Source organism: Streptomyces sp. DSM 15324 (assembly GCF_001514285.1).
In the GTDB taxonomy this organism is placed as follows: domain Bacteria; phylum Actinomycetota; class Actinomycetes; order Streptomycetales; family Streptomycetaceae; genus Streptomyces.
Genome location: NZ_KQ949023.1, coordinates 187662 through 204168 on the forward strand (window position 1 = coordinate 187662; position 16507 = coordinate 204168).

Sequence of the window (16507 nt, forward strand, 5' to 3'; positions counted from 1 at the left end):
GTGAAGTCCTACCCCTACGATCGCCTCAAGCGACCGGTCACGCTCAGGGTGACCTCGGTCTCCCTCAAGCTGCCCGACGGCACCCGGGATCAGTTGGAGACCACCGCGTTCTCCACCCAGCAGCAGGCCGTCGCGCTCGGCATCGCGGGCCACGCCGACTGGGTGAGCGCCACGATCGGGCTCTCCGCCACGCTGCCACCCGGTGCGAACGCGCCCGATGTCGCCTGGTCCGAGCTACGCGTCCTTGCCGTGGTGACCGATGGCGAGACCAATGCCCGTACGTCCACGGATCTCACGCGGGACACGGAGGACGGCCGGGACTGGTCGGGCTCCGTCGAGGTGCTCCGTGACGACCACCTGGGGCGTGCCTCCCTCACCGCATACGCGGTGGGAACGGTCGGCGGGGTGCGGGGGCGGTCCATCGCCGAAACTGACCGGAACTGGGTCATCGACACGGTCTCGGACGACCCGGTCCAGGAGCTCCGACTGGAGGTGCGCAGAGCCTCGTTCAAGAAGAGTTCGCGGGAATGGTTGCAGGCGTATGCCGATGCCCCCTGGGTCGTGGACGCTGCCGCCCGGGTCCCGACGGTGTTCGTGAACACCGATGTCGAGGGAATCCTCGGACTACTGGACAGCAACGGGTCGGCTGTGGAGAGCAAGGTGCGCGACCTCTTGGTCGCGCAGATGTCCACCGACGTTTGGACAGCGGTGTTCCACGGTGCCATCGGCGACCTGGAGGTGGAACCCGGCGCCGGTCCGGTCTTCCCGACCGACTGGCGGGGCGAGGTGCTGCGGGAGATGCTCCCCGATGTGGTCCCCGGCGTACACGTCGAGGAGGCGCTACGGCAGGTGCACCGCCGCCGCACCGGAGACTCGGGCTGGGTGGAACTCCAGACCCGCATCCACTACGCGGCGATCCGCCGCGCCGACGCCACCAAGGCCCTCGCCTATGTCATTCGCGGGCTGGAACAGATGAACCGGGAGAGCGAGACGTGATCACCAAACCGAGCCATGTCCCGGAGCGCCTGGCGCTGCTCGACGCCTCGGCCGCCGACCCGTTTCTCACCGAGGGACTGCTCAAGGGCGAACAGGTGCATGCCGGCATCGACCTCGCCAAGGTCGTGGAGCTGCTTCCGGAGGACGACGCCAGATGGTGGGTCGAGCCGCTCCGAAGCCTGGTGGAAGACGCCATGTTCGAGTTTCGGGAGGACCGCACCCGAGCCGACGCGTGGTTGGCGCCTCGGCTCCACGCCACGCTGCGGCTGACGCGGCGGGAGGCGGCGGACAAGCGTCTGTGGAACCACCTCGCGTTGGCAGTGGCTCCCGACTACGTGGTCTGGCGTCACCTTTCGGAACCGACGGCGAAGAAGCCGGAAAGGCGTGTCCCCGCGGAGCGCTTCCGGGGATCTGCCGATCGGCAGTGTTTTTCACGCCTGTGGTGGGCAGCTGAGCTGTTCAGGAACGGGGCGGACTACGAGCCGGTCGAGGCCGCCTGCAGAAACCAGGACCTCATCCACAGCGTTCTGAAGAAGGAGATAATCGACCACCGCCCCACTGCTCAGGCTGTGGTCCGCCTGCTGAAGAATGGACTGGTCACCACTGGGCGAGAGGTCGATGGCCTCAGCGTCGCGATCAATGCGGCCGGCGCGACCCTGGTCTACGACGTTCTCGCGCCGGATGAACCCCGCGACCCCGTCCATCTGCGGGACTGGATCGCGCAGGCGGAATCCGCGCCACCGGTTGAGCGGTACGAACTCCCGAAGGGGCCCGACGAGGATCCCGTCCCCGAGGAATCCGTGGCGGTGCTCACCAGCTACTTCGCGGACATGTTCGAGACTGCGCCGGTCAGGGGCAGGAAGAGCGGGGATTGACCTGGAGCCGTTCTCGGACTATTTCGCCGACGCCTTCTTGCTCTTGCGCGGGCGCACGGAAGAGGGCGGCGGCACTTGGTCCTTGGGCCGCGGGCACTTGTCGGTGCAGTCGTTGGCGGCCCCACAGCCGTTGCTCCGCAGCTTGGCCCGCTGCTCCTCCGTGGCCGGCTGCCACGGCTTGCTCAACGCTTCCGGGTCCGGCCTGGGAAGCCCGAGAGCTGCGCTCAGCAGGTGTGCACCGAACAGCGGCGGTACGGCGTTGCCCACCTGCTGGGCCTGCGCCGTACCGGACCACGGATAGTCCGGCGGGAAGCTCTGCAGCATCCCAGCCTCGTTCATGCTGAACCGTGCGCCCTCGTAGACGATGCTCTCGTCGAGGTGTTGGAAGACTACGAAGCGGCTGATTTTGCCGGTGACGGTGAAGGCGGGCTGTTGGTCGCTTCGCACGCCTCGTCGTCCGGGGTGGCTGGAGCTGCCGTAGTTCGAGCGAACCAGGAACGGAGTGCGGCGCCCCGGATGTGAGCCCACCTGGTTCGCCAGGGCATCACCCATCGACCTCCAGGGTCGCAGGCCCTCGTCGCCTGTCGCCCGGTGCCCATGGGTCTCCGGTTCGGCGCCATCGTAGAGGGTCGCCTGACGGACTTGGTCTGCGGCGGCCTGGTCCCCCTGCTCGTTCTTCCCGTTCCTTCGGTGCCATCCCTTGGCTTCGTAGGATTGGTGGGTCGGCGAGGGAAGCGAGGGCTCACCAAGCCCCTCGCGCCGAGCGATCAGCACCGCGCGGGATCGCGTCTGCGGAACCCCGTAGGTCTCGGTGTCGAGGACATCGACGACGACCTTGTACTTGGTCCCGTCGGGCAGCCCTGTCTCCTCCAGCACCTTGGCATAGTGCTTCCAGAGCGCCTCGACCTCGCGGACCTGCTCCAGGACGATGACGTCGTACGGGCGGTGCTCCCGGTTAGGGCTCCTGGTCGCCTGAATCGCGTATCGGAGGGGCTCGAGGACCAACGCGGTGCGTGGATCGGTCAGGGTCTTCAGGTCCTCGTCGATCTCTTGGTCGGAGTCGCCCGCCATCAGTCGCTCGATGTACTCCTTGACCCTGTCCAGAGCTTGGCGCCCGGCGCCGTGCCCGGCCACCGAGTACGTCTGGCACGGAGGGCCGCCGGCGAGCACGTTGATCTCCGGCGGTAGCGTCTCGAAGGCGTCCCTGCGTACCGCACTCACATCGGCGTGGAGGGTGTCCAACCCGGCGGCGTACCGGGTCAGGCACGCGCTCTTGTCCCACTCGATACCGAGACTCGGGATGTCGAGCGAGTGACCAGCGACGTCCAGCCCACCAGGACCTGCGAAGAGGTCAAGGACAAAAGGCTGGTCGAGGATGTACTTGAGGGACGCCGTGCTGGTCATGTGGCGGAATTCTAGCCGGCCGGCGGGGCGGGTGGTTCCAGAATGAGGGCAGCGGCGACAGCTCGTCCCAGTGCCTTCCCCACGGGTGGTGGTGTCGCGTGTCCGATCTGGCGGTACCGGGCGGTCTTGCGCCCGGTGATCTCCCACGTCTCGGGGAAGCCTTGCAACAGCGCAGCCTGCGTGGGCGTGATCTTCACCATGTGATCCCTGCCGAGTGTGGGATCCCATACGAAGTCCGCGTCGGGAACCTCGTCGCCCACGGTGTGACCGTTGACACCCATGGTCGCCCAGGTGTTCTTGGCTCCCGTCGGCCCTAGATCCGCGCCGCCCCGGTTCTTCGAGCCACCGACCAGAGTCGGAGCCGGTCGATCGGCTTGGGCGGCCCAACAGGCGGCGTCCCGCCAACCGCGTGCGGCCATGGAAGGCCCCAGAACGGCACCGACCGTCGTCGGCTGCGGCACGGTTGGTGCCGGCGGCCGGAACGCCGCGGCCCACTTCCGCTCGATGGCGACCAGGACGCCCTGCTTGCGGTTCTGAGGCACGCCGAAGTCGACGGCGTTCACGACGAACCAGCTGAACTCATAGCCCAGGTGGGCCAGTTCGGCTCGGGCGAAGTCCCGGAAGGGCTGGTAGGCGGCCGAGTGCGCGAGCCCGGGAACGTTCTCGATGAGTACCGCGCGAGGCCTGATCGCATGGACGAGAAAGATCGTGGCCTCCAGCAACCGCTCCTCCACACGCGAATCCGCGCGTCCGACGCTCGCACTGGACTTCACTCGTGGCAGGCCGGCGGACAGGAGATCCACATCATGGCTCACGGGGTACTCGGCCGGGTCGAACTCCATCAGGTCGGTGTGAAGTACGTTCCAACCCGGCCTGTTGGCCCGCAGAGTGCCGACGGCCAACTCGTCGTCGTCCAGCAACAGGCGCGGCTCGAACCCCGCCTGTTCGAGGCCGAGGGCGAGCCCACCGGCCCCGGAGCACACATCGACGAAGGTCAGTCCACTCATTCTCTTCTCCCCCGGGTCCCTTCCGTCCGCCGCCACTCCACAACTGCTCCCACCCGTCCGGCTACTTCCTCGGGAGCTTCGTGCTCCCAGAAGCGCAGCACTGTCCACCCTGCGGCGGTGAGGTGTTCAGTCGTCTCAAGATCGCGCGCCATGTTCTTGTCGAGTTTCGCCCGCCACCACTCCGCGTTGACCTTCGGATGCGTTGCGTGCACGGGGCAGCCGTGCCAGAAGCAGCCGTCCAGGAAGATCGCGATCTTGGCTTTGCTGAAGACGATGTCGATGGTTCGACGAGGCATTCCCGGTACGGGCACATTGACTCGGTAACGGAGTCCCGACGCGTGCAGTAGCCGTCGGACGGCGACCTCCGGGGCCGTATCGCGGGAACCCTGGCGGCTCATGCGGGCCGAGACGGATGGGGAGGATGGGACAGCACCAGACACGCAAGCATTCTGCCGGCGGGTCCGAGATGTTGCCCAAGCCTTTGTCCCGGGTGTGGTGCCATCCTCGAGACCGAGTCGCCGTGCCTCTGCCCGAGCCCCTTCCAATGATCACGGCACCCGGCGCCGTAGGCCACTCGCTTCCCCCCCCTTGACCCGACCCGCTCCAACACGGGGGAGAAGCGAGCGAGCGGCCAGGGGAACGGGGGGCGCGGGTGGGGGTCCCTTGCGTGAGCTTCGTTCTGGGCGTGGGTGTGGGGGCGCGGTCGCGTCTCGCCTGCACGCCGGGGGGCGGCGGATTTCCCACCGAGTGGTGGCAGGGGCCCAGTGGGGCCTGCCGCCAGGGTCGGCTCAGGGTTTCATCCGGCACATACACCAACGCACCCCCCCGTCTACCGCGAGCGAATCGGGTCGTGTCGGCGTTCACAGACGCCGAAAACCCGCCAGGCTGTCTGGCGGGCTGTGCGGGCGTGCTCCGGGCACGGTGAAGGTCAGGTCTTGAGTCCGTGGCACCCCTCATACGCCGACGCCGACCCACACCAGCAGGAAGCCCCCCGCTGCGGCGGCCAAGCCACAGCCCTCCCCCGCGCTGCCAAAGTCGTCGCGTACTGGGGCAACAGATCACCGTCCCCCGGAGTCGCCCCCTCCGACGCCGCGAAGGCCTCGTAGGAGGGGACCGTGCCCGTGACGATGCCCAGGTTCGGGGTGCCGGAGGCCGCCAGTTCTCGTAGGGACGCCTCTATCGTCGCCAGGTGCTCCTCGTGCGAGGTGTACTCCGTGGAGAGGGTCGGATACGCGGACACCAGTTCCGTCAGTTCGGTCGCCGGCCAGTGCAGGACCGCCACCGGGAACGGGCGGGAGAGGGCCTCGCGGTAGGTGCCGAGTTCGGCGCGGAGGCGGGAGATCTCCGCCTCCAGTTCCGCCGGGTTGTCCGAGCCCAGGGACCAGACGCGCTTGGGGTCGTGGAGTTCGTCCAGGGAGACCGGGGAGGAGTGGAGCGTGTCGGCCAGCGCGTCCCACTCGTCGTGCGCGGCGCCCAGCATGCGCCGTACGCGGTGGCGGCCGAACAGCAGGGCGTGCGTCGCGTACGGAGGCTCCGGTACGTCGGTCAGCAGGACCTTCGCCCCCTCCGTGAACGCCGCCTCCGCCGCCTCCAGCTCGTCGTGGGACTCCAGGGCCTCCGCGACGATCACCCAGGGGGCCGGGTCGCGCGGGGCGGCCGCGCGGATGCCCTCGATGATCGCGCGGGCCTCGGCCTCGTGGCCGTACTCCCAGAGGTTCGAGGCCTTGAGGGCGCGGACCAGGTGGGGGTTGTCCAGGTCGTCGCCGCCGTCCGCGGAGGAGAGCAGGCGGTCGTAGAGCGTGCTCGCGGCGGGGCGGTCGCCGGAGAGTTCCAGGTGGGCCGCGGCCTGGAGCAGCAGCGGCTCGGCGTCCTCGGGGTACAGGCCGGCGGTCCGCTCCAGGCGGGCCGCTTCGGCGGTGTGGTCGACGTTTTCGGCGGGCGTGTCGGGGCGCATGCACGACACCGTACTGCCCGTCGGTGACAAAGGTCAGGTACCTGGTGGGGCAGCTATCGGCCAGGAGCCCGACCAGGAGCTTGACCAGGGCCCCGGTGCGAGACCCGGCCAGGGCCCCGGTGCGGGGCCCGGCGCGGGCCCTCGCCGAGCGGGCCGAGCCCTCGTCGCGGTGCGGCGGCGAGGGCTCGGGGCGGGTGCCGAGGAGCGGATCAGATGGTCACGTTGTCCACCTGGAGCGTCTGCACCGACTTCGCCGGGAAGGACAGCGCCACCGTCTTGCCGCTGAGGAAGGTGTCCGAGCGGGCCTTGTAGAGGTCGCCGCCGCCGGACGTCAGGGTGGACCAGCGCGGGACCAGGCCGCTGGTGCCGCCGGAGACCGTGGTGAAGCGGGAGAGGTCGAAGGTCAGGGTCTGGGCGGAGGTGGAGGTGTTCAGGGCCACGATGACGAGACGCTTCGCCGTCGCGTCGTACGCCGCCACCGCGTTGGCGACGCCCGTGTCGAGGATCTTCATGCCGGGGCGGATGTGCCTGCTGAACTGGGCCATCACGTAGTACTTCGTCTCGACCGCGCCGGCCTGGAGGGTGCTCGCGTCGTACTTGATCACGCCCCAGCCCGCCGTCGGGTCCATGACCTGCCAGTAGACCCACGCCGTCGGGTGCAGCCAGCGGAAGTCGTAGAGGAGGTTGAAGGCCATGGTGTAGCCGGTGCCGTCGCTGTCGCCGGTCTCGGAGTTCCACAGGGCCTTGCCGGCCGTCGTCACCACATCCGTGTACAACAGGTCCCTTCGGCCGCCCGAGCCCTGGTAGCCGTGGACGTTGACCCGGTTGACGTAGCCCTTCGTGGTGGAGGAGAAGGAGTTCCAGGTGGTGCGGGCCAGGTCGTAGTTGGTCTCGTCGCTCGCGGAGATCCTCATCGACGTCAGGCCGCGCTTGTCCAGCTCACTGCGCAGGTACGGCAGGACGGCCGCCTGGACGGTCGCGTCCATGTGGCAGCCCTCCTGCGTGCCGGTCGCCGTCCACCAGGAGGACGAGGGCTCGTTGAAGGGGTCGACCGTCGCGAAGTTCACGCCCCAGTTGTTCTTGGCGTAGAGGGCGACCGCGGCCAGGTGCGAGGCGTGCTGGCGGTAGTTCCAGGACTGGAGGTTGTTGCCGCCGCCGGAGGCACCGGACGGGTTGTGGTTCAGACACATCCACCACATGGGGGAGTTGGCGAAGAGTTCGGTGGTCGCCCCGCGGGAGACCGCCTTCTGGAGCATCGCGCGCTGGGTCGCGTCCGCCGTCCAGTTCCAGGCCGAGGACGTGGGGTCCTCGTTGTTCCAGTCCTGCCAGTAGCCCTCGATCTGCTTGAAGGCGGGGATGCTGGCGGAGGCCACCATCGACTCGCCGCTCACCGTGTTCCAGCTGCACGCGCCGAGGTTGTAGCGGGCGATGTTCAGGCCGAGGCCGGGCAGGCTCGTGCCGTTGTAGGTCACCGACTTGGTGGTGAAGAAGGCGTCGGCGAAGTCGTCCCGGGCGCCGAAGACGTTGGCCCACCAGGCGAGGGAGGTGCCCCAGCCCTCCCAGGTGCCGTAGGAGGTCGACGGGTTGACGGCGATGGTGGCGTCGGCGTGGGCGGTGCCCGTCGCCACTGCGCTGCCGAAGAGCGCGCCGCCGGTGGCGGCCAGCAGTGTCCTGCGTCGGATCATGGCTACTCCGCTCCGAGTTGTGGCCGGTCCCGTGCGGCCGAAACGAAGCATCGGGTGTGGCGCGTGGGGTTGTCGAGAGTTTGGACAGCCCTTTCTCCAACCTGTGGAGGAAGGGGTGGGCCGGGTACCCGGCGAGGGTTCGGGGGCGAATGCGCAGGTCGTGCGCGCAAGGCTCTGGAGAGCTCGTCCGTACGGCCTTATGGTGCCCCGATGGCACGCAGCGTGCGGATCCCCCTCGTGCAGCACAGCTCCCTGCGTCGGCGTGCCCGGTACCGGCGGGTGCTCTGGACCGGCGCCGAACTCCTCGTCACCACCGGGGTGTTGGTTCTCCTCCTCGTCGCCCATCAGCTGTGGTGGACCAACCGGGAGGCGCGGGAGGGCGCCGAACGGAAGGTGGAGGCGCTGGAGCGGGAGTGGGGCGGCGACCGCGGGCACGACCTCTCGGGCGGCGGCGGGGGCGGGGCGTCCGGCGGCTCCGCCACGGACTCGTCCGGCTCCGGTGCGACGGGCGGGACGACCTCCGGTACGACGTCCGGCTCGGGCGGCGGTACGAACCCCCGTGCCTCCGAGGCCTACGCCGTCCTCCGCATCCCCCGCCTCGGTCTCCGGGTCCCCGTCGCCGAGGGCACCGACAAGCAGAAGGTGCTGAACAAGGGGTACGTCGGCCACTACGCCCACACCCAACAGCCGGGCCAGGCAGGCAACTTCGCGGTCGCCGGGCACCGCAACACCCACGGCGAACCCTTCCGGCACCTCAACCGCCTCAGGAAGGGCGACAGGGTGGAGGTGGAGACGAGGAGCACGACCTACACGTACACCGTCGACAAGATCCTGCCGCGGACCTCACCCCGCGACTCGGGCGTGGTCCGGCCCGTGCCCCGCTCCCTGACCGAGCCCGCCTACGGCTACACCCTCCCGGGCCACTACCTCACGCTCACCACCTGCACCCCCGAGTACACCTCGCGCTACCGGCTGGTGGTGTGGGGGAAGCTCGTCGCGTCGCGGCCCCGCGGGTAGCCGGCCCGGGGAGGCCCACCTGGCAAGGGTGGGTGGGCCGGCAAGGGTGGGTGCGCCGGCAAGGGTGGGCGGGCCGCGTGGGTCGTCCGACGAGACGATGTCCCACCGGGTCGGCTGTTCATCCTCCCCTCCCCAGTGCCTCCCGCACCGCCGTGAGGATCGCCTCCGGGCTCGCGCCGATGGCCCGGGCGACCGCGGTGAAGTCGCGGGTGAGGGTGGCGAGTTGGGCGGGGTCGAAGCGGACCGGCCCGGTGGGCAGGGCCGCGACGCGGGTGCCGGCGCCGCGCCGGGTGCGGATCAGTTCGGCGGCCTCCAGCTCGCGGTAGGCGCGGGCCACGGTGCCGGGCGCGAGGCCCAGGTCGGCGGCGAGCTGGCGGACGGTCGGCAGGCGTTCGCCCTCGGTCAGCCGGCCGGTGAGGATCAGCGTGGCGAGCTGCGCGCGGATCTGCTCGTACGGCGGGACCTGGCTGGTCGTGTCGACCCGGACGGCGGCCTCACTCATCGTCGACGGCCCGGGGGACCACGATGGTGAACACGGACCAGCCGAGGGCGAACAGGCTGAGCAGGCCCAGCGGGTAGATCACCAGGGCGGTGACGTTGCCCAGCATTCCGGCGCATCGTGAGTAGAACAGCACTCTGCCGATCATGCCCAGGACCAGCAGCAGCTGGCTGGAGACGAGCAGGCCCCAGGCCGCGGTGATCGCCCAACTGCGGTCGTGGCGCTGCCGGTTCTCGCCCGGGCGGTGGGCGATGCGGCGCAGAGCCCAGGCGCAGGCCGCGGTGCCGAGAGTGACGGAGACCAGGACCGGGGTGGCGTAGTGGAGGCCGGGCCAGGGGGTGAGCCGGCGGGTCAGGCCCACGGCGCAGGTGACGGCGAGCGCCCGGCCGCTGTGGCCCGCGCGGTCGGCGTCGGCCGCGGCGATCCCGATCGTCAGCAGCAGGACGAGGAACGCCGACTGCAGGACGAGCAGCCGGGCCATCCGTGGCGGTACGTGGTCGCGGACCCGGCGCGGGGAGAGGGCCGCCCTGCGGACCCGGTCCTGCGGGGCGGGGGTGAGGGAGTCGCCGAGCAGGACCCCGCCCACGGCGCACAGTCCGAAGGCGGTGACGGCCGCCACGAACGGCATGGCCATGTCGTCACTGTCCATCGTGGCCAGCCCCTGGGCGACCGCCGCCCCGAGCGCGAGCCCCGCCCAGCGGGCGCAGAGGTCGGCCCGGGCCAGGAGTCTCTCGGGCGTGACGGTGTCGATCATGTCGTCCCCCGGTGGAATGCTTGTATCAAGTGGTGAGTACAAGATGCCGGGGGCGGCTTCTTGTGTCAAACCCTTGATACAAGGCGGCGGTGCGCCGAACGCCCCGGGTGTGGAACCCTGGTACCGGTCCCGGACGTCCATAGGGGAGACGGGCGAGACCTGCGAGACGTGCGAGAAGCGAGACGTGCGAGAAGGGGGAGGGGGGAACGTGATCCGCAAGCGGCTCACCGCGCGTTCCGCGCCGCTGCTCCTCTTCCTCGTGCTCGACGTCCTGCTCCTCGACACCGGCAGCCTCTCGGCCGCCGTCGCGCTCGCCGCGACCGCCGCCGCCTCCTCCGCGCTCGCGGTCTGCGCCCTGGTCGCCTCCCGCAGCGCGCCCGTCGTCCCGCCCACCCGGGTACGCACGGCCATCAGGGACCGCGCCCGGCGCACGGCCTTCCTGCCGCAACGCGACCCGGACGCCTCCGGCCGGCCCCGCCCCCGAGCCCCCGGCCCCGCCCTCCCGGCGACCGCCGCGTAGGGCACGTCCGTCTTCTCCCCGTGACCCCGCGCGGGTCGTCATGCCGCCCCTTTCCGCAGTTCCGGCACGACGAGACCCCCGGAGGGCTCCTCACCCATGTCCGTTTTCGCCACCCTGGTCGAGCACCTCGCCGACCTGCTCCAGCCGCTGTTCGGCGCGTCCGCGGCGGCTGCCGCGATCGTCCTGTTCACGGCGGCCGTACGACTCCTCGTCCACCCCCTGTCCCGGGCGGCGGCCCGCGGCCAGAAGGCCCGGACGGCGCTCCAGCCGAGGATCGCCGAACTGCGCAGGAAGCACGCGCGCAACCCCGAGAGGCTCCAGCGGGCGGTGCTCGACCTGCACGCCGAGGAAAAGGTGTCGCCGCTGTCCGGGCTGCTGCCCAGCCTCTGCCAGGTGCCCGCGTTCTTCCTGCTCTACCACCTCTTCTCCAGCACCTCGATCGGCGGCGAGGCCAACGCCCTGCTCGCCCATCGGCTCCTCGCCGCGCCCCTCGGCGACCGCTGGACCGACGCGCTGGGCGGTGACGGGCCGTTCGGGCCGGCCGGGCTGGTCTACCTGGCGCTGTTCGCCGTCGTCGCGGCCGTCGCCACGGTCAACTTCCTGCGGGCCAGGCGGGTCCCGCTGCCCGAGACCGGCACCGGCCAGGAGGTGCCCGGCCTCGGTGCGATCACCAAGGTCATGCCGTTCCTGTCCTTCTTCACCCTGGTCACCGTGGCCGTGGTCCCGCTCGCCGCGGCGCTGTACGTCATCACCAGTACGACGTGGAGCGCGGTCGAGCGGGCCGCGCTGTACCGGTGACCATGGTGACGGTCCAGTACGTGAACCGGGTATTGCGGAGTGCAGGCGCAGCTTGGAGGATCGGCCAGACATCGGATGGCTGCACCCGGAGATGGTGATCATGAAACTTCTGCGAGTCGGTACGGCGGGCGCGGAGCGTCCCGCGCTCCTCGACGCCGACGCAACCCTGCGGGACCTGTCGGGTGTCGTGGACGACATCGACGGCGCGCTGCTCGCCGACGCCGACGCGCTCGGCCGCGTCCGCGCAGCCGCCGAGGCCGGCGACCTGCCCGCGCTCGACGCGACCGGGCTGCGGATCGGGCCGCCGCTGGCCCGGATCGGCAAGATCGTGTGCATCGGGCTGAACTACCACGACCACGCCCGGGAGACCGGCGCCGAGCCGCCGGCCGAGCCCGTCGTCTTCTTCAAGGCGGCGGACACGGTCGTCGGTCCGTACGACACCGTGCTCGTCCCGCGCGGGTCCGTGAAGACCGACTGGGAGGTGGAGCTGGCCGTCGTCATCGGGCGCACGGCCCGCTACCTGGAGTCGGCCGAGGAGGGGCTCGCGCATGTCGCCGGGTACGCGGTGGCGCACGACGTGTCCGAACGGGAGTTCCAGATCGAGCGGGGCGGGACCTGGGACAAGGGGAAGAACTGCGAGACGTTCAACCCCCTGGGACCGTGGCTGGTGACCGCCGACGAGGTCGGCGATCCGCAGGAGCTGTCGCTGCGGCTGTGGGTCAACGGGGAGCTGAAGCAGGACGGGACCACGGCCGAGCAGATCTTCCCCGTGGGGGAGGTCGTGCGGTACGTCAGCCAGTTCATGACGCTCTACCCCGGGGACGTGATCAACACGGGGACGCCGGCGGGGGTGGCGCTGGGCGAGCCCGAGCCGAAGCCGTTCCTGAGGGCGGGGGACGTCGTGGAGCTGGAGATCTCGGGGCTGGGTAGGCAGCGGCAGGAGTTCAAGGACGCGTGAGCGCTCCGCTTGGGGGGCGGGGAAGTGCGGTGGTGTGTCGGGTGCGGGCCCGGTGTGGCTTGTCGCGCAGTTCCCCGCGCCCCTGAAGGATGCGCAGTTCCCCGCGCCCCTGAAGAGATTGCGCAGTTCCCCGCGCCCCCGAAAAGATTGCGCAGTTCCCCGCGCCCCCGGAAAGAACGCGCAGTTCCCTGTGCCCCCGAGCAAGGTCCTTCTACAGGTACTTCTCCAGGAACCGTTCCAGTGCCTCGACCACGAAGCGGTGGTCCTCCAGTTGGGGTAGGCCCGAGACCGTCACCGCGCCCACCACGCCCACTCCGTCCACGGTGATGGGGAAGGAGCCGCCGTGGGCCGCGTAGGTGTCCTGGTCGAGGCGGGAGGACTCCTCGAACGTCGTGCCCCTCGCGCGGAAGCGGGCGCCGACCAGGTAGGAGGAGGCGCTGTAGCGTTCCACCACGCGGCGCTTGCGGGCGATCCAGGCGTCGTTGTCGGGGGTGGAGCCGGGTAGGGCCGCGTGGAAGAGCTGCGAGCCGCAGCGGTGGATGTCGACCGCCACCGGGGCCTCGCGCTCGCGGGCCATCTCCACCAGGAGCGAGCCGAGCGCCCAGGCGTCCTCGTGGGTGAACTGGCGGAAGACCAGCCGTCGTTCCTGCGCCCGGAGCTCCTCCAGGCTCGGGGTGATCTCCGGGGTGAACTTCGGGGTCAGCTCGTGGGTGCTCATGACAGCGTCACCGCCACTCCGTCTCGTGCCGAACGGCGGGCCGCCTCCAGGACGTCGAGGGCGGCGGCCGCCTCGGCGGCGGTCACCGGGTTCGGGCCGCCGTCGATCAGTGCCTTGGCCACCGCAGCGTAGTAGGCGGGATAGTTCCCGGGGAGGGTCCGTACGGGTCGGCCGCCGCCGGTCAGGGGGGATTCCCCGGCGCCGACGCGGCCCCACAGCTCCTCGGGTTCCTCGCCCCAGCCGGGTCCGGGGCGTCCGCCCTCGCGCAGCGCCGCCTCCTGCGGGTCCAGGCCGTACTTCACGTAGCCCGCCGTCGAGCCCAGGACCCGCAGGCGCGGACCGAGCTGGGGGGTGGTCGCGGACACGTAGAGGTGGGAGCGGACCCCGCTGCGATGCGTGAGCGCGACGAAGGTGTCGTCGTCGGCCTGCGCGCCGGGGCGCCGGACGTCCGCCTCGGCGTACACGGACGCGGCGGGGCCGAACAGGGTCAGCGCCTGGTCGACGACATGGCTCCCGAGGTCGTACAGCAGACCTCCGATCTCTGCGGGGTCGCCGGACTCCCGCCAGCCGCCCTTCGGCTGCGGCCGCCACCGTTCGAAGCGCGACTCGAACCGTCGTACGTCGCCCAGCTCGCCGTCGGCCAGCAGGGCGCGCAGGGTGAGGAAGTCGTTGTCCCAGCGTCGGTTCTGGAAGACGGAGAGGAACAGGCCCCGCTCGTCGGCGAGGGCGGCGAGGGCGCGTGCCTTAGCGGCGGTGCCGGCGACCGGCTTGTCCACGACGACGGCGAGGCCCGCCTCCAGGGCGGCCGTGGCCAGCGGGACGTGGGTGCGGTTCGGGGACGCGACGACGACCAGGTCCAGCTCGTCGGCGCGGGCGAGGAGGTCCTCGGCGGTCGCGGCGAGCCGTACGTCCGGGAACTCGGCGCGGGCCTGGTCCTGCCGCTCGGGGTTCGAGGTGACCACCGTGTCCAGGGTCAGGCCCTCCGTGGCGGCGATCAGCGGGGCGTGGAAGACCGATCCCGCGAGGCCGTAGCCGATCAGGCCCACGCGCACCGGGGTCTCGCCAGTCTTGCGTCCAGTCATGGCCCCACTTTCGCAACGCTGTTGCCAAAGTGCAAGCAAGGGGGAGAATGGAGGGGTGAACGGGACGAACGGAACCGGGCGCACGACCGGCGTGAACCTGCCGGACCTGCGCAACCACAACGCCGCGCTGGTACTGGACCTGCTGCGGGCGGCCGGCCGGGACGGCATCAGCAGGCTGGAGCTGGCCGACCGCACCGGGCTCACCCCGCAAGCCGTCAGCAAGATCACCGCACGGCTGCGGGAGGAGGGATTCGCGGCCGAGGCGGGTCAGCGCGCCTCGACCGGCGGCAAACCGCGCACCCTGCTGCGCCTGGTCCCGGGGGCCGGGCACGCCGTCGGCGTCCATCTGGACCGCGACGAGCTGCGGGCGGTGCTGACCGACCTCGACGGGAGCGTGGTGGGGGAGCGGCTGGTACCGCTGGACCTCGGCGCGGGCGCCGAGGCGGTCCTGGACACGGTGGTGCGGGAGGCCGGGGGACTGGCGCACGGCACGAGCGGCTCGCTGCTCGGGGTCGGGATCGCGCTGCCCGGCCCGCTCGACCACGTCAACGGGGTGCTCCACCGCGTCACCGGCTTCGCGGAGTGGGACGGCTTCCCCCTGCGCGACGCCCTCGCCGATCGCCTCGGGGTGCCGGTCGTCGTCGACAAGGACACCAACGCCGCCGCCCTCGGACTCGCCGTCGGCGGCGAACGCGGCTCCTTCGCCTACCTCCACCTCGGTACGGGGCTCGGGGCCGGCCTGGTGATCGGCGGGACCGTGCACCGGGGCGCGCGCACCGGGGCCGGCGAGTTCGGCCACCAGGTGATCCAGATGGACGGGCTGCACTGCTGGTGCGGCAACCGGGGCTGCGTCGAGGCGCTGTGCCTCGCGGCGATCGGCAAGGGTGACGTGAGCGAGGCCGCCCGGGTGCTCGGCGAAGGGGCCGCCAACCTCGTCGGACTGCTCGACATCGACCTGGTCCTGCTGGGCGGCCGTACCGTCACGGCGACACCGGGGCCCTTCGTCCGCGGGGTCACCTCGGTGCTCGCCGACCGCGCCCGCCGCGAGGGCCTGCCCGAGGCCGTACCCGTACGGCTCGCCCCGGGCGGGGACCGGGCGGTCGCGGACGGCGCGGCCCAGCTCCTGCTGGCGCCCGTGTTCGGCAGGGGCGACGGCTGACGGCACCCGCACAAGCCTGCACCGAGGGGGTGAAAAATAGGTCCATCGCATAGTCGTACGGTCGTGTCGGCGCCCCGGACCCCCTCCCGCCCGGCAGGCTCACATGACCATGCGAGTGTCCACGCCCGACGCCCTCCGCCGTGCCGCGACCGCAGCCGCCGTCGCCGCCGCGACCGCCGCCCTGCTCGCCGTGCCCGCGCACGCCGAGGACGGCGCGCCGTGTGCCGGTCCCGACGCCACCGCGTTCCCCCTCACCACCCGGCTGCACGGCGGCCCCGACTCCTACCGGGCGGGCGGCGGCTACGGCACCTGGTACCTCGACCTCACCAACACCACGGACCGCGCCTGCGCGGGGGTCCACCCGGTCGTCGTCCTCGTCGACTCCGGGCGCGCCCTGCGGCCCGGCCAACCGCACCTGGACTTCTACGCGGACGGCCGGCCGCATCCGGTCCGCTTCGAGACGACCGACGAGGACGAGCTGGTCGGCGTCTTCACCGACGGCCCCGACGGGGAGCCCGGCGCCTTCCCCGGCTTCACGGTCGCCCCCCGCGAGACCCTCACCGTCCGGGTGCGGCTCGCGCTCACCTCGGACACCGCGGCCGACGACATCACCGCCAACGCGGCGCTCGTCCAGCGGCACGGCGACGACGGCGACTGGATCGGGCAGTCGAACGACTACCGGTTCGCCGTCGAGGGCGGGCCCCGGACGAGCGCCGCGCCCGAGGCCCCCGCGAGCGAGACACCCACCGAGGGCGGCGCCACCACCGCGCCCGGGACCACCCCCGTCACTCCCCCCGCCCCGTCCGCCTCCCCGTCCTCCTCCGACTCCTCCGCCTCGCCCCGCCCCACCGGCACCCCCTCCCTCGCCGACGAGGCCGCCGAACTCGCCCGCAGCGGCCTCGGCTCGATCTCCGCCCTCCTCGCCGCCACCGCCTGCTTCGTCGCCGCCGGCATCGCTGTCCTGCTCGCCCGCCGCCGCAACTGAGCCGCTCCGGTCCCGGGGAGCGTCTCCCCGCCCTCGGATGCTCCGATTCCGGGCATTCCCTCAAGATCGGGCGGTGATTAGGCTGGGGCGGCACCC

17 protein-coding genes are annotated in these 16507 nt (G+C 71.3%); 8 read left to right on the forward strand and 9 right to left on the reverse strand.

The window, feature by feature from the left end; genetic code table 11:
• Together AQJ58_RS00795 and AQJ58_RS00800 are read left to right on the forward strand one after the other, a co-directional pair.
• Complete coding sequence (locus tag AQJ58_RS00795) at positions 1 to 996, forward strand: hypothetical protein (RefSeq protein WP_067243830.1); 996 nt, start codon at positions 1 to 3, stop codon at positions 994 to 996.
• A complete protein-coding gene (locus AQJ58_RS00800) occupies positions 993 to 1871 on the forward strand; it encodes a DUF6339 family protein (RefSeq protein WP_067243832.1) in 879 nt (292 codons plus the stop codon). The genes AQJ58_RS00795 and AQJ58_RS00800 overlap by 4 nt, the downstream gene beginning before the upstream one ends.
• Before the next feature lie 18 nt (positions 1872 to 1889).
• Here the strand turns inward: AQJ58_RS00800 and AQJ58_RS00805 are convergent, their stop codons facing one another.
• From AQJ58_RS00805 to AQJ58_RS00820, 5 genes are all read right to left on the reverse strand, one after another.
• Positions 1890 to 3275 (reverse strand): DNA cytosine methyltransferase, encoded by a 1386-nt coding sequence (locus AQJ58_RS00805; protein ID WP_067243835.1) that lies wholly within the window; start codon positions 3273 to 3275, stop codon positions 1890 to 1892.
• 11 nt (positions 3276 to 3286) lie between these two features.
• Positions 3287 to 4282 (reverse strand): DNA cytosine methyltransferase, encoded by a 996-nt coding sequence (locus AQJ58_RS00810; RefSeq protein WP_067243836.1) that lies wholly within the window; start codon positions 4280 to 4282, stop codon positions 3287 to 3289.
• On the reverse strand, positions 4279 to 4680 hold the full coding sequence (locus tag AQJ58_RS40275) for a very short patch repair endonuclease (RefSeq protein WP_079078626.1): 402 nt from the start codon (positions 4678 to 4680) through the stop codon (positions 4279 to 4281). Before AQJ58_RS40275 ends, AQJ58_RS00810 begins: the two co-directional genes overlap by 4 nt.
• A 530-nt stretch (positions 4681 to 5210) precedes the next feature.
• On the reverse strand, positions 5211 to 6236 hold the full coding sequence (locus tag AQJ58_RS00815) for a tetratricopeptide repeat protein (protein ID WP_067243837.1): 1026 nt from the start codon (positions 6234 to 6236) through the stop codon (positions 5211 to 5213).
• Between the two features lie 209 nt (positions 6237 to 6445).
• Complete coding sequence (locus tag AQJ58_RS00820; RefSeq protein ID WP_067243839.1) at positions 6446 to 7921, reverse strand: glycoside hydrolase; 1476 nt, start codon at positions 7919 to 7921, stop codon at positions 6446 to 6448.
• Positions 7922 to 8131: 210 nt separating this feature from the next.
• Here AQJ58_RS00820 and AQJ58_RS00825 point away from each other — a divergent pair, with 210 nt between their 5' ends.
• A complete protein-coding gene (locus tag AQJ58_RS00825) occupies positions 8132 to 8938 on the forward strand; it encodes a class E sortase (protein ID WP_067243843.1) in 807 nt (268 codons plus the stop codon).
• A 118-nt stretch (positions 8939 to 9056) separates the two neighbouring features.
• Here AQJ58_RS00825 and AQJ58_RS00830 read toward each other — a convergent pair whose 3' ends face one another.
• Positions 9057 to 9440 (reverse strand): GntR family transcriptional regulator, encoded by a 384-nt coding sequence (locus AQJ58_RS00830; RefSeq protein WP_067243845.1) that lies wholly within the window; start codon positions 9438 to 9440, stop codon positions 9057 to 9059.
• Entirely contained in the window at positions 9433 to 10191 is a 759-nt protein-coding gene (locus tag AQJ58_RS00835) for a hypothetical protein (protein ID WP_067243846.1), read from the reverse strand. The genes AQJ58_RS00830 and AQJ58_RS00835 overlap by 8 nt, the downstream gene beginning before the upstream one ends.
• A gap of 208 nt (positions 10192 to 10399) precedes the next feature.
• On the opposite strand from AQJ58_RS00835, the gene AQJ58_RS00840 reads away from it, so the two are divergent.
• The 3 genes from AQJ58_RS00840 (at position 10400) to AQJ58_RS00850 (ending at position 12467) form a co-directional block, all read left to right on the forward strand.
• A complete protein-coding gene (locus tag AQJ58_RS00840) occupies positions 10400 to 10711 on the forward strand; it encodes a DUF6412 domain-containing protein (protein ID WP_067243848.1) in 312 nt (103 codons plus the stop codon).
• A gap of 96 nt (positions 10712 to 10807) precedes the next feature.
• Complete coding sequence (locus AQJ58_RS00845; protein WP_067243849.1) at positions 10808 to 11509, forward strand: YidC/Oxa1 family membrane protein insertase; 702 nt, start codon at positions 10808 to 10810, stop codon at positions 11507 to 11509.
• A gap of 100 nt (positions 11510 to 11609) precedes the next feature.
• Positions 11610 to 12467, forward strand: coding sequence for a fumarylacetoacetate hydrolase family protein (locus AQJ58_RS00850; protein WP_067245581.1), 858 nt, complete (start codon positions 11610 to 11612; stop codon positions 12465 to 12467).
• Between the two features lie 211 nt (positions 12468 to 12678).
• Here AQJ58_RS00850 and AQJ58_RS00855 read toward each other — a convergent pair whose 3' ends face one another.
• Both AQJ58_RS00855 and AQJ58_RS00860 read right to left on the reverse strand, forming a co-directional pair.
• Complete coding sequence (locus AQJ58_RS00855; RefSeq protein ID WP_067243851.1) at positions 12679 to 13185, reverse strand: heme-degrading domain-containing protein; 507 nt, start codon at positions 13183 to 13185, stop codon at positions 12679 to 12681.
• Positions 13182 to 14267, reverse strand: coding sequence for a Gfo/Idh/MocA family protein (locus AQJ58_RS00860; protein ID WP_067243853.1), 1086 nt, complete (start codon positions 14265 to 14267; stop codon positions 13182 to 13184). The genes AQJ58_RS00855 and AQJ58_RS00860 overlap by 4 nt, the downstream gene beginning before the upstream one ends.
• Between AQJ58_RS00860 and AQJ58_RS00865 the strand changes: the two genes are divergently transcribed.
• Positions 14266 to 15426: an ROK family transcriptional regulator gene (locus AQJ58_RS00865; RefSeq protein WP_079078627.1), complete on the forward strand. Its 1161-nt coding sequence runs from the start codon at positions 14266 to 14268 to the stop codon at positions 15424 to 15426. The two genes, AQJ58_RS00860 and AQJ58_RS00865, sit on opposite strands and share 2 nt — an antisense overlap.
• Positions 15427 to 15529: 103 nt before the next feature.
• Complete coding sequence (locus AQJ58_RS00870; protein WP_067243856.1) at positions 15530 to 16411, forward strand: hypothetical protein; 882 nt, start codon at positions 15530 to 15532, stop codon at positions 16409 to 16411.
• Positions 16412 to 16507: the final 96 nt, after the last annotated feature.

Bases quoted from the DNA above. Each gene is read 5' to 3' on its own strand.
- AQJ58_RS00805 (WP_067243835.1), bottom strand. From the start codon at position 3,275: ATGACCAGCACGGCGTCCCTCAAGTACATCCTCGACCAGCCTTTTGTC.
- AQJ58_RS00810 (WP_067243836.1), bottom strand. From the start codon at position 4,282: ATGAGTGGACTGACCTTCGTCGATGTGTGCTCCGGGGCCGGTGGGCTC.
- AQJ58_RS40275 (WP_079078626.1), bottom strand. From the start codon at position 4,680: ATGAGCCGCCAGGGTTCCCGCGATACGGCCCCGGAGGTCGCCGTCCGA.
- AQJ58_RS00815 (WP_067243837.1), bottom strand. From the start codon at position 6,236: ATGCGCCCCGACACGCCCGCCGAAAACGTCGACCACACCGCCGAAGCG.
- AQJ58_RS00820 (WP_067243839.1), bottom strand. From the start codon at position 7,921: ATGATCCGACGCAGGACACTGCTGGCCGCCACCGGCGGCGCGCTCTTC.
- AQJ58_RS00825 (WP_067243843.1), top strand. From the start codon at position 8,132: ATGGCACGCAGCGTGCGGATCCCCCTCGTGCAGCACAGCTCCCTGCGT.
- AQJ58_RS00830 (WP_067243845.1), bottom strand. From the start codon at position 9,440: ATGAGTGAGGCCGCCGTCCGGGTCGACACGACCAGCCAGGTCCCGCCG.
- AQJ58_RS00835 (WP_067243846.1), bottom strand. From the start codon at position 10,191: ATGATCGACACCGTCACGCCCGAGAGACTCCTGGCCCGGGCCGACCTC.
- AQJ58_RS00845 (WP_067243849.1), top strand. From the start codon at position 10,808: ATGTCCGTTTTCGCCACCCTGGTCGAGCACCTCGCCGACCTGCTCCAG.
- AQJ58_RS00850 (WP_067245581.1), top strand. From the start codon at position 11,610: ATGAAACTTCTGCGAGTCGGTACGGCGGGCGCGGAGCGTCCCGCGCTC.
- AQJ58_RS00855 (WP_067243851.1), bottom strand. From the start codon at position 13,185: ATGAGCACCCACGAGCTGACCCCGAAGTTCACCCCGGAGATCACCCCG.
- AQJ58_RS00865 (WP_079078627.1), top strand. From the start codon at position 14,266: ATGGCCCCACTTTCGCAACGCTGTTGCCAAAGTGCAAGCAAGGGGGAG.
- AQJ58_RS00860 (WP_067243853.1), bottom strand. From the start codon at position 14,267: ATGACTGGACGCAAGACTGGCGAGACCCCGGTGCGCGTGGGCCTGATC.
- AQJ58_RS00870 (WP_067243856.1), top strand. From the start codon at position 15,530: ATGACCATGCGAGTGTCCACGCCCGACGCCCTCCGCCGTGCCGCGACC.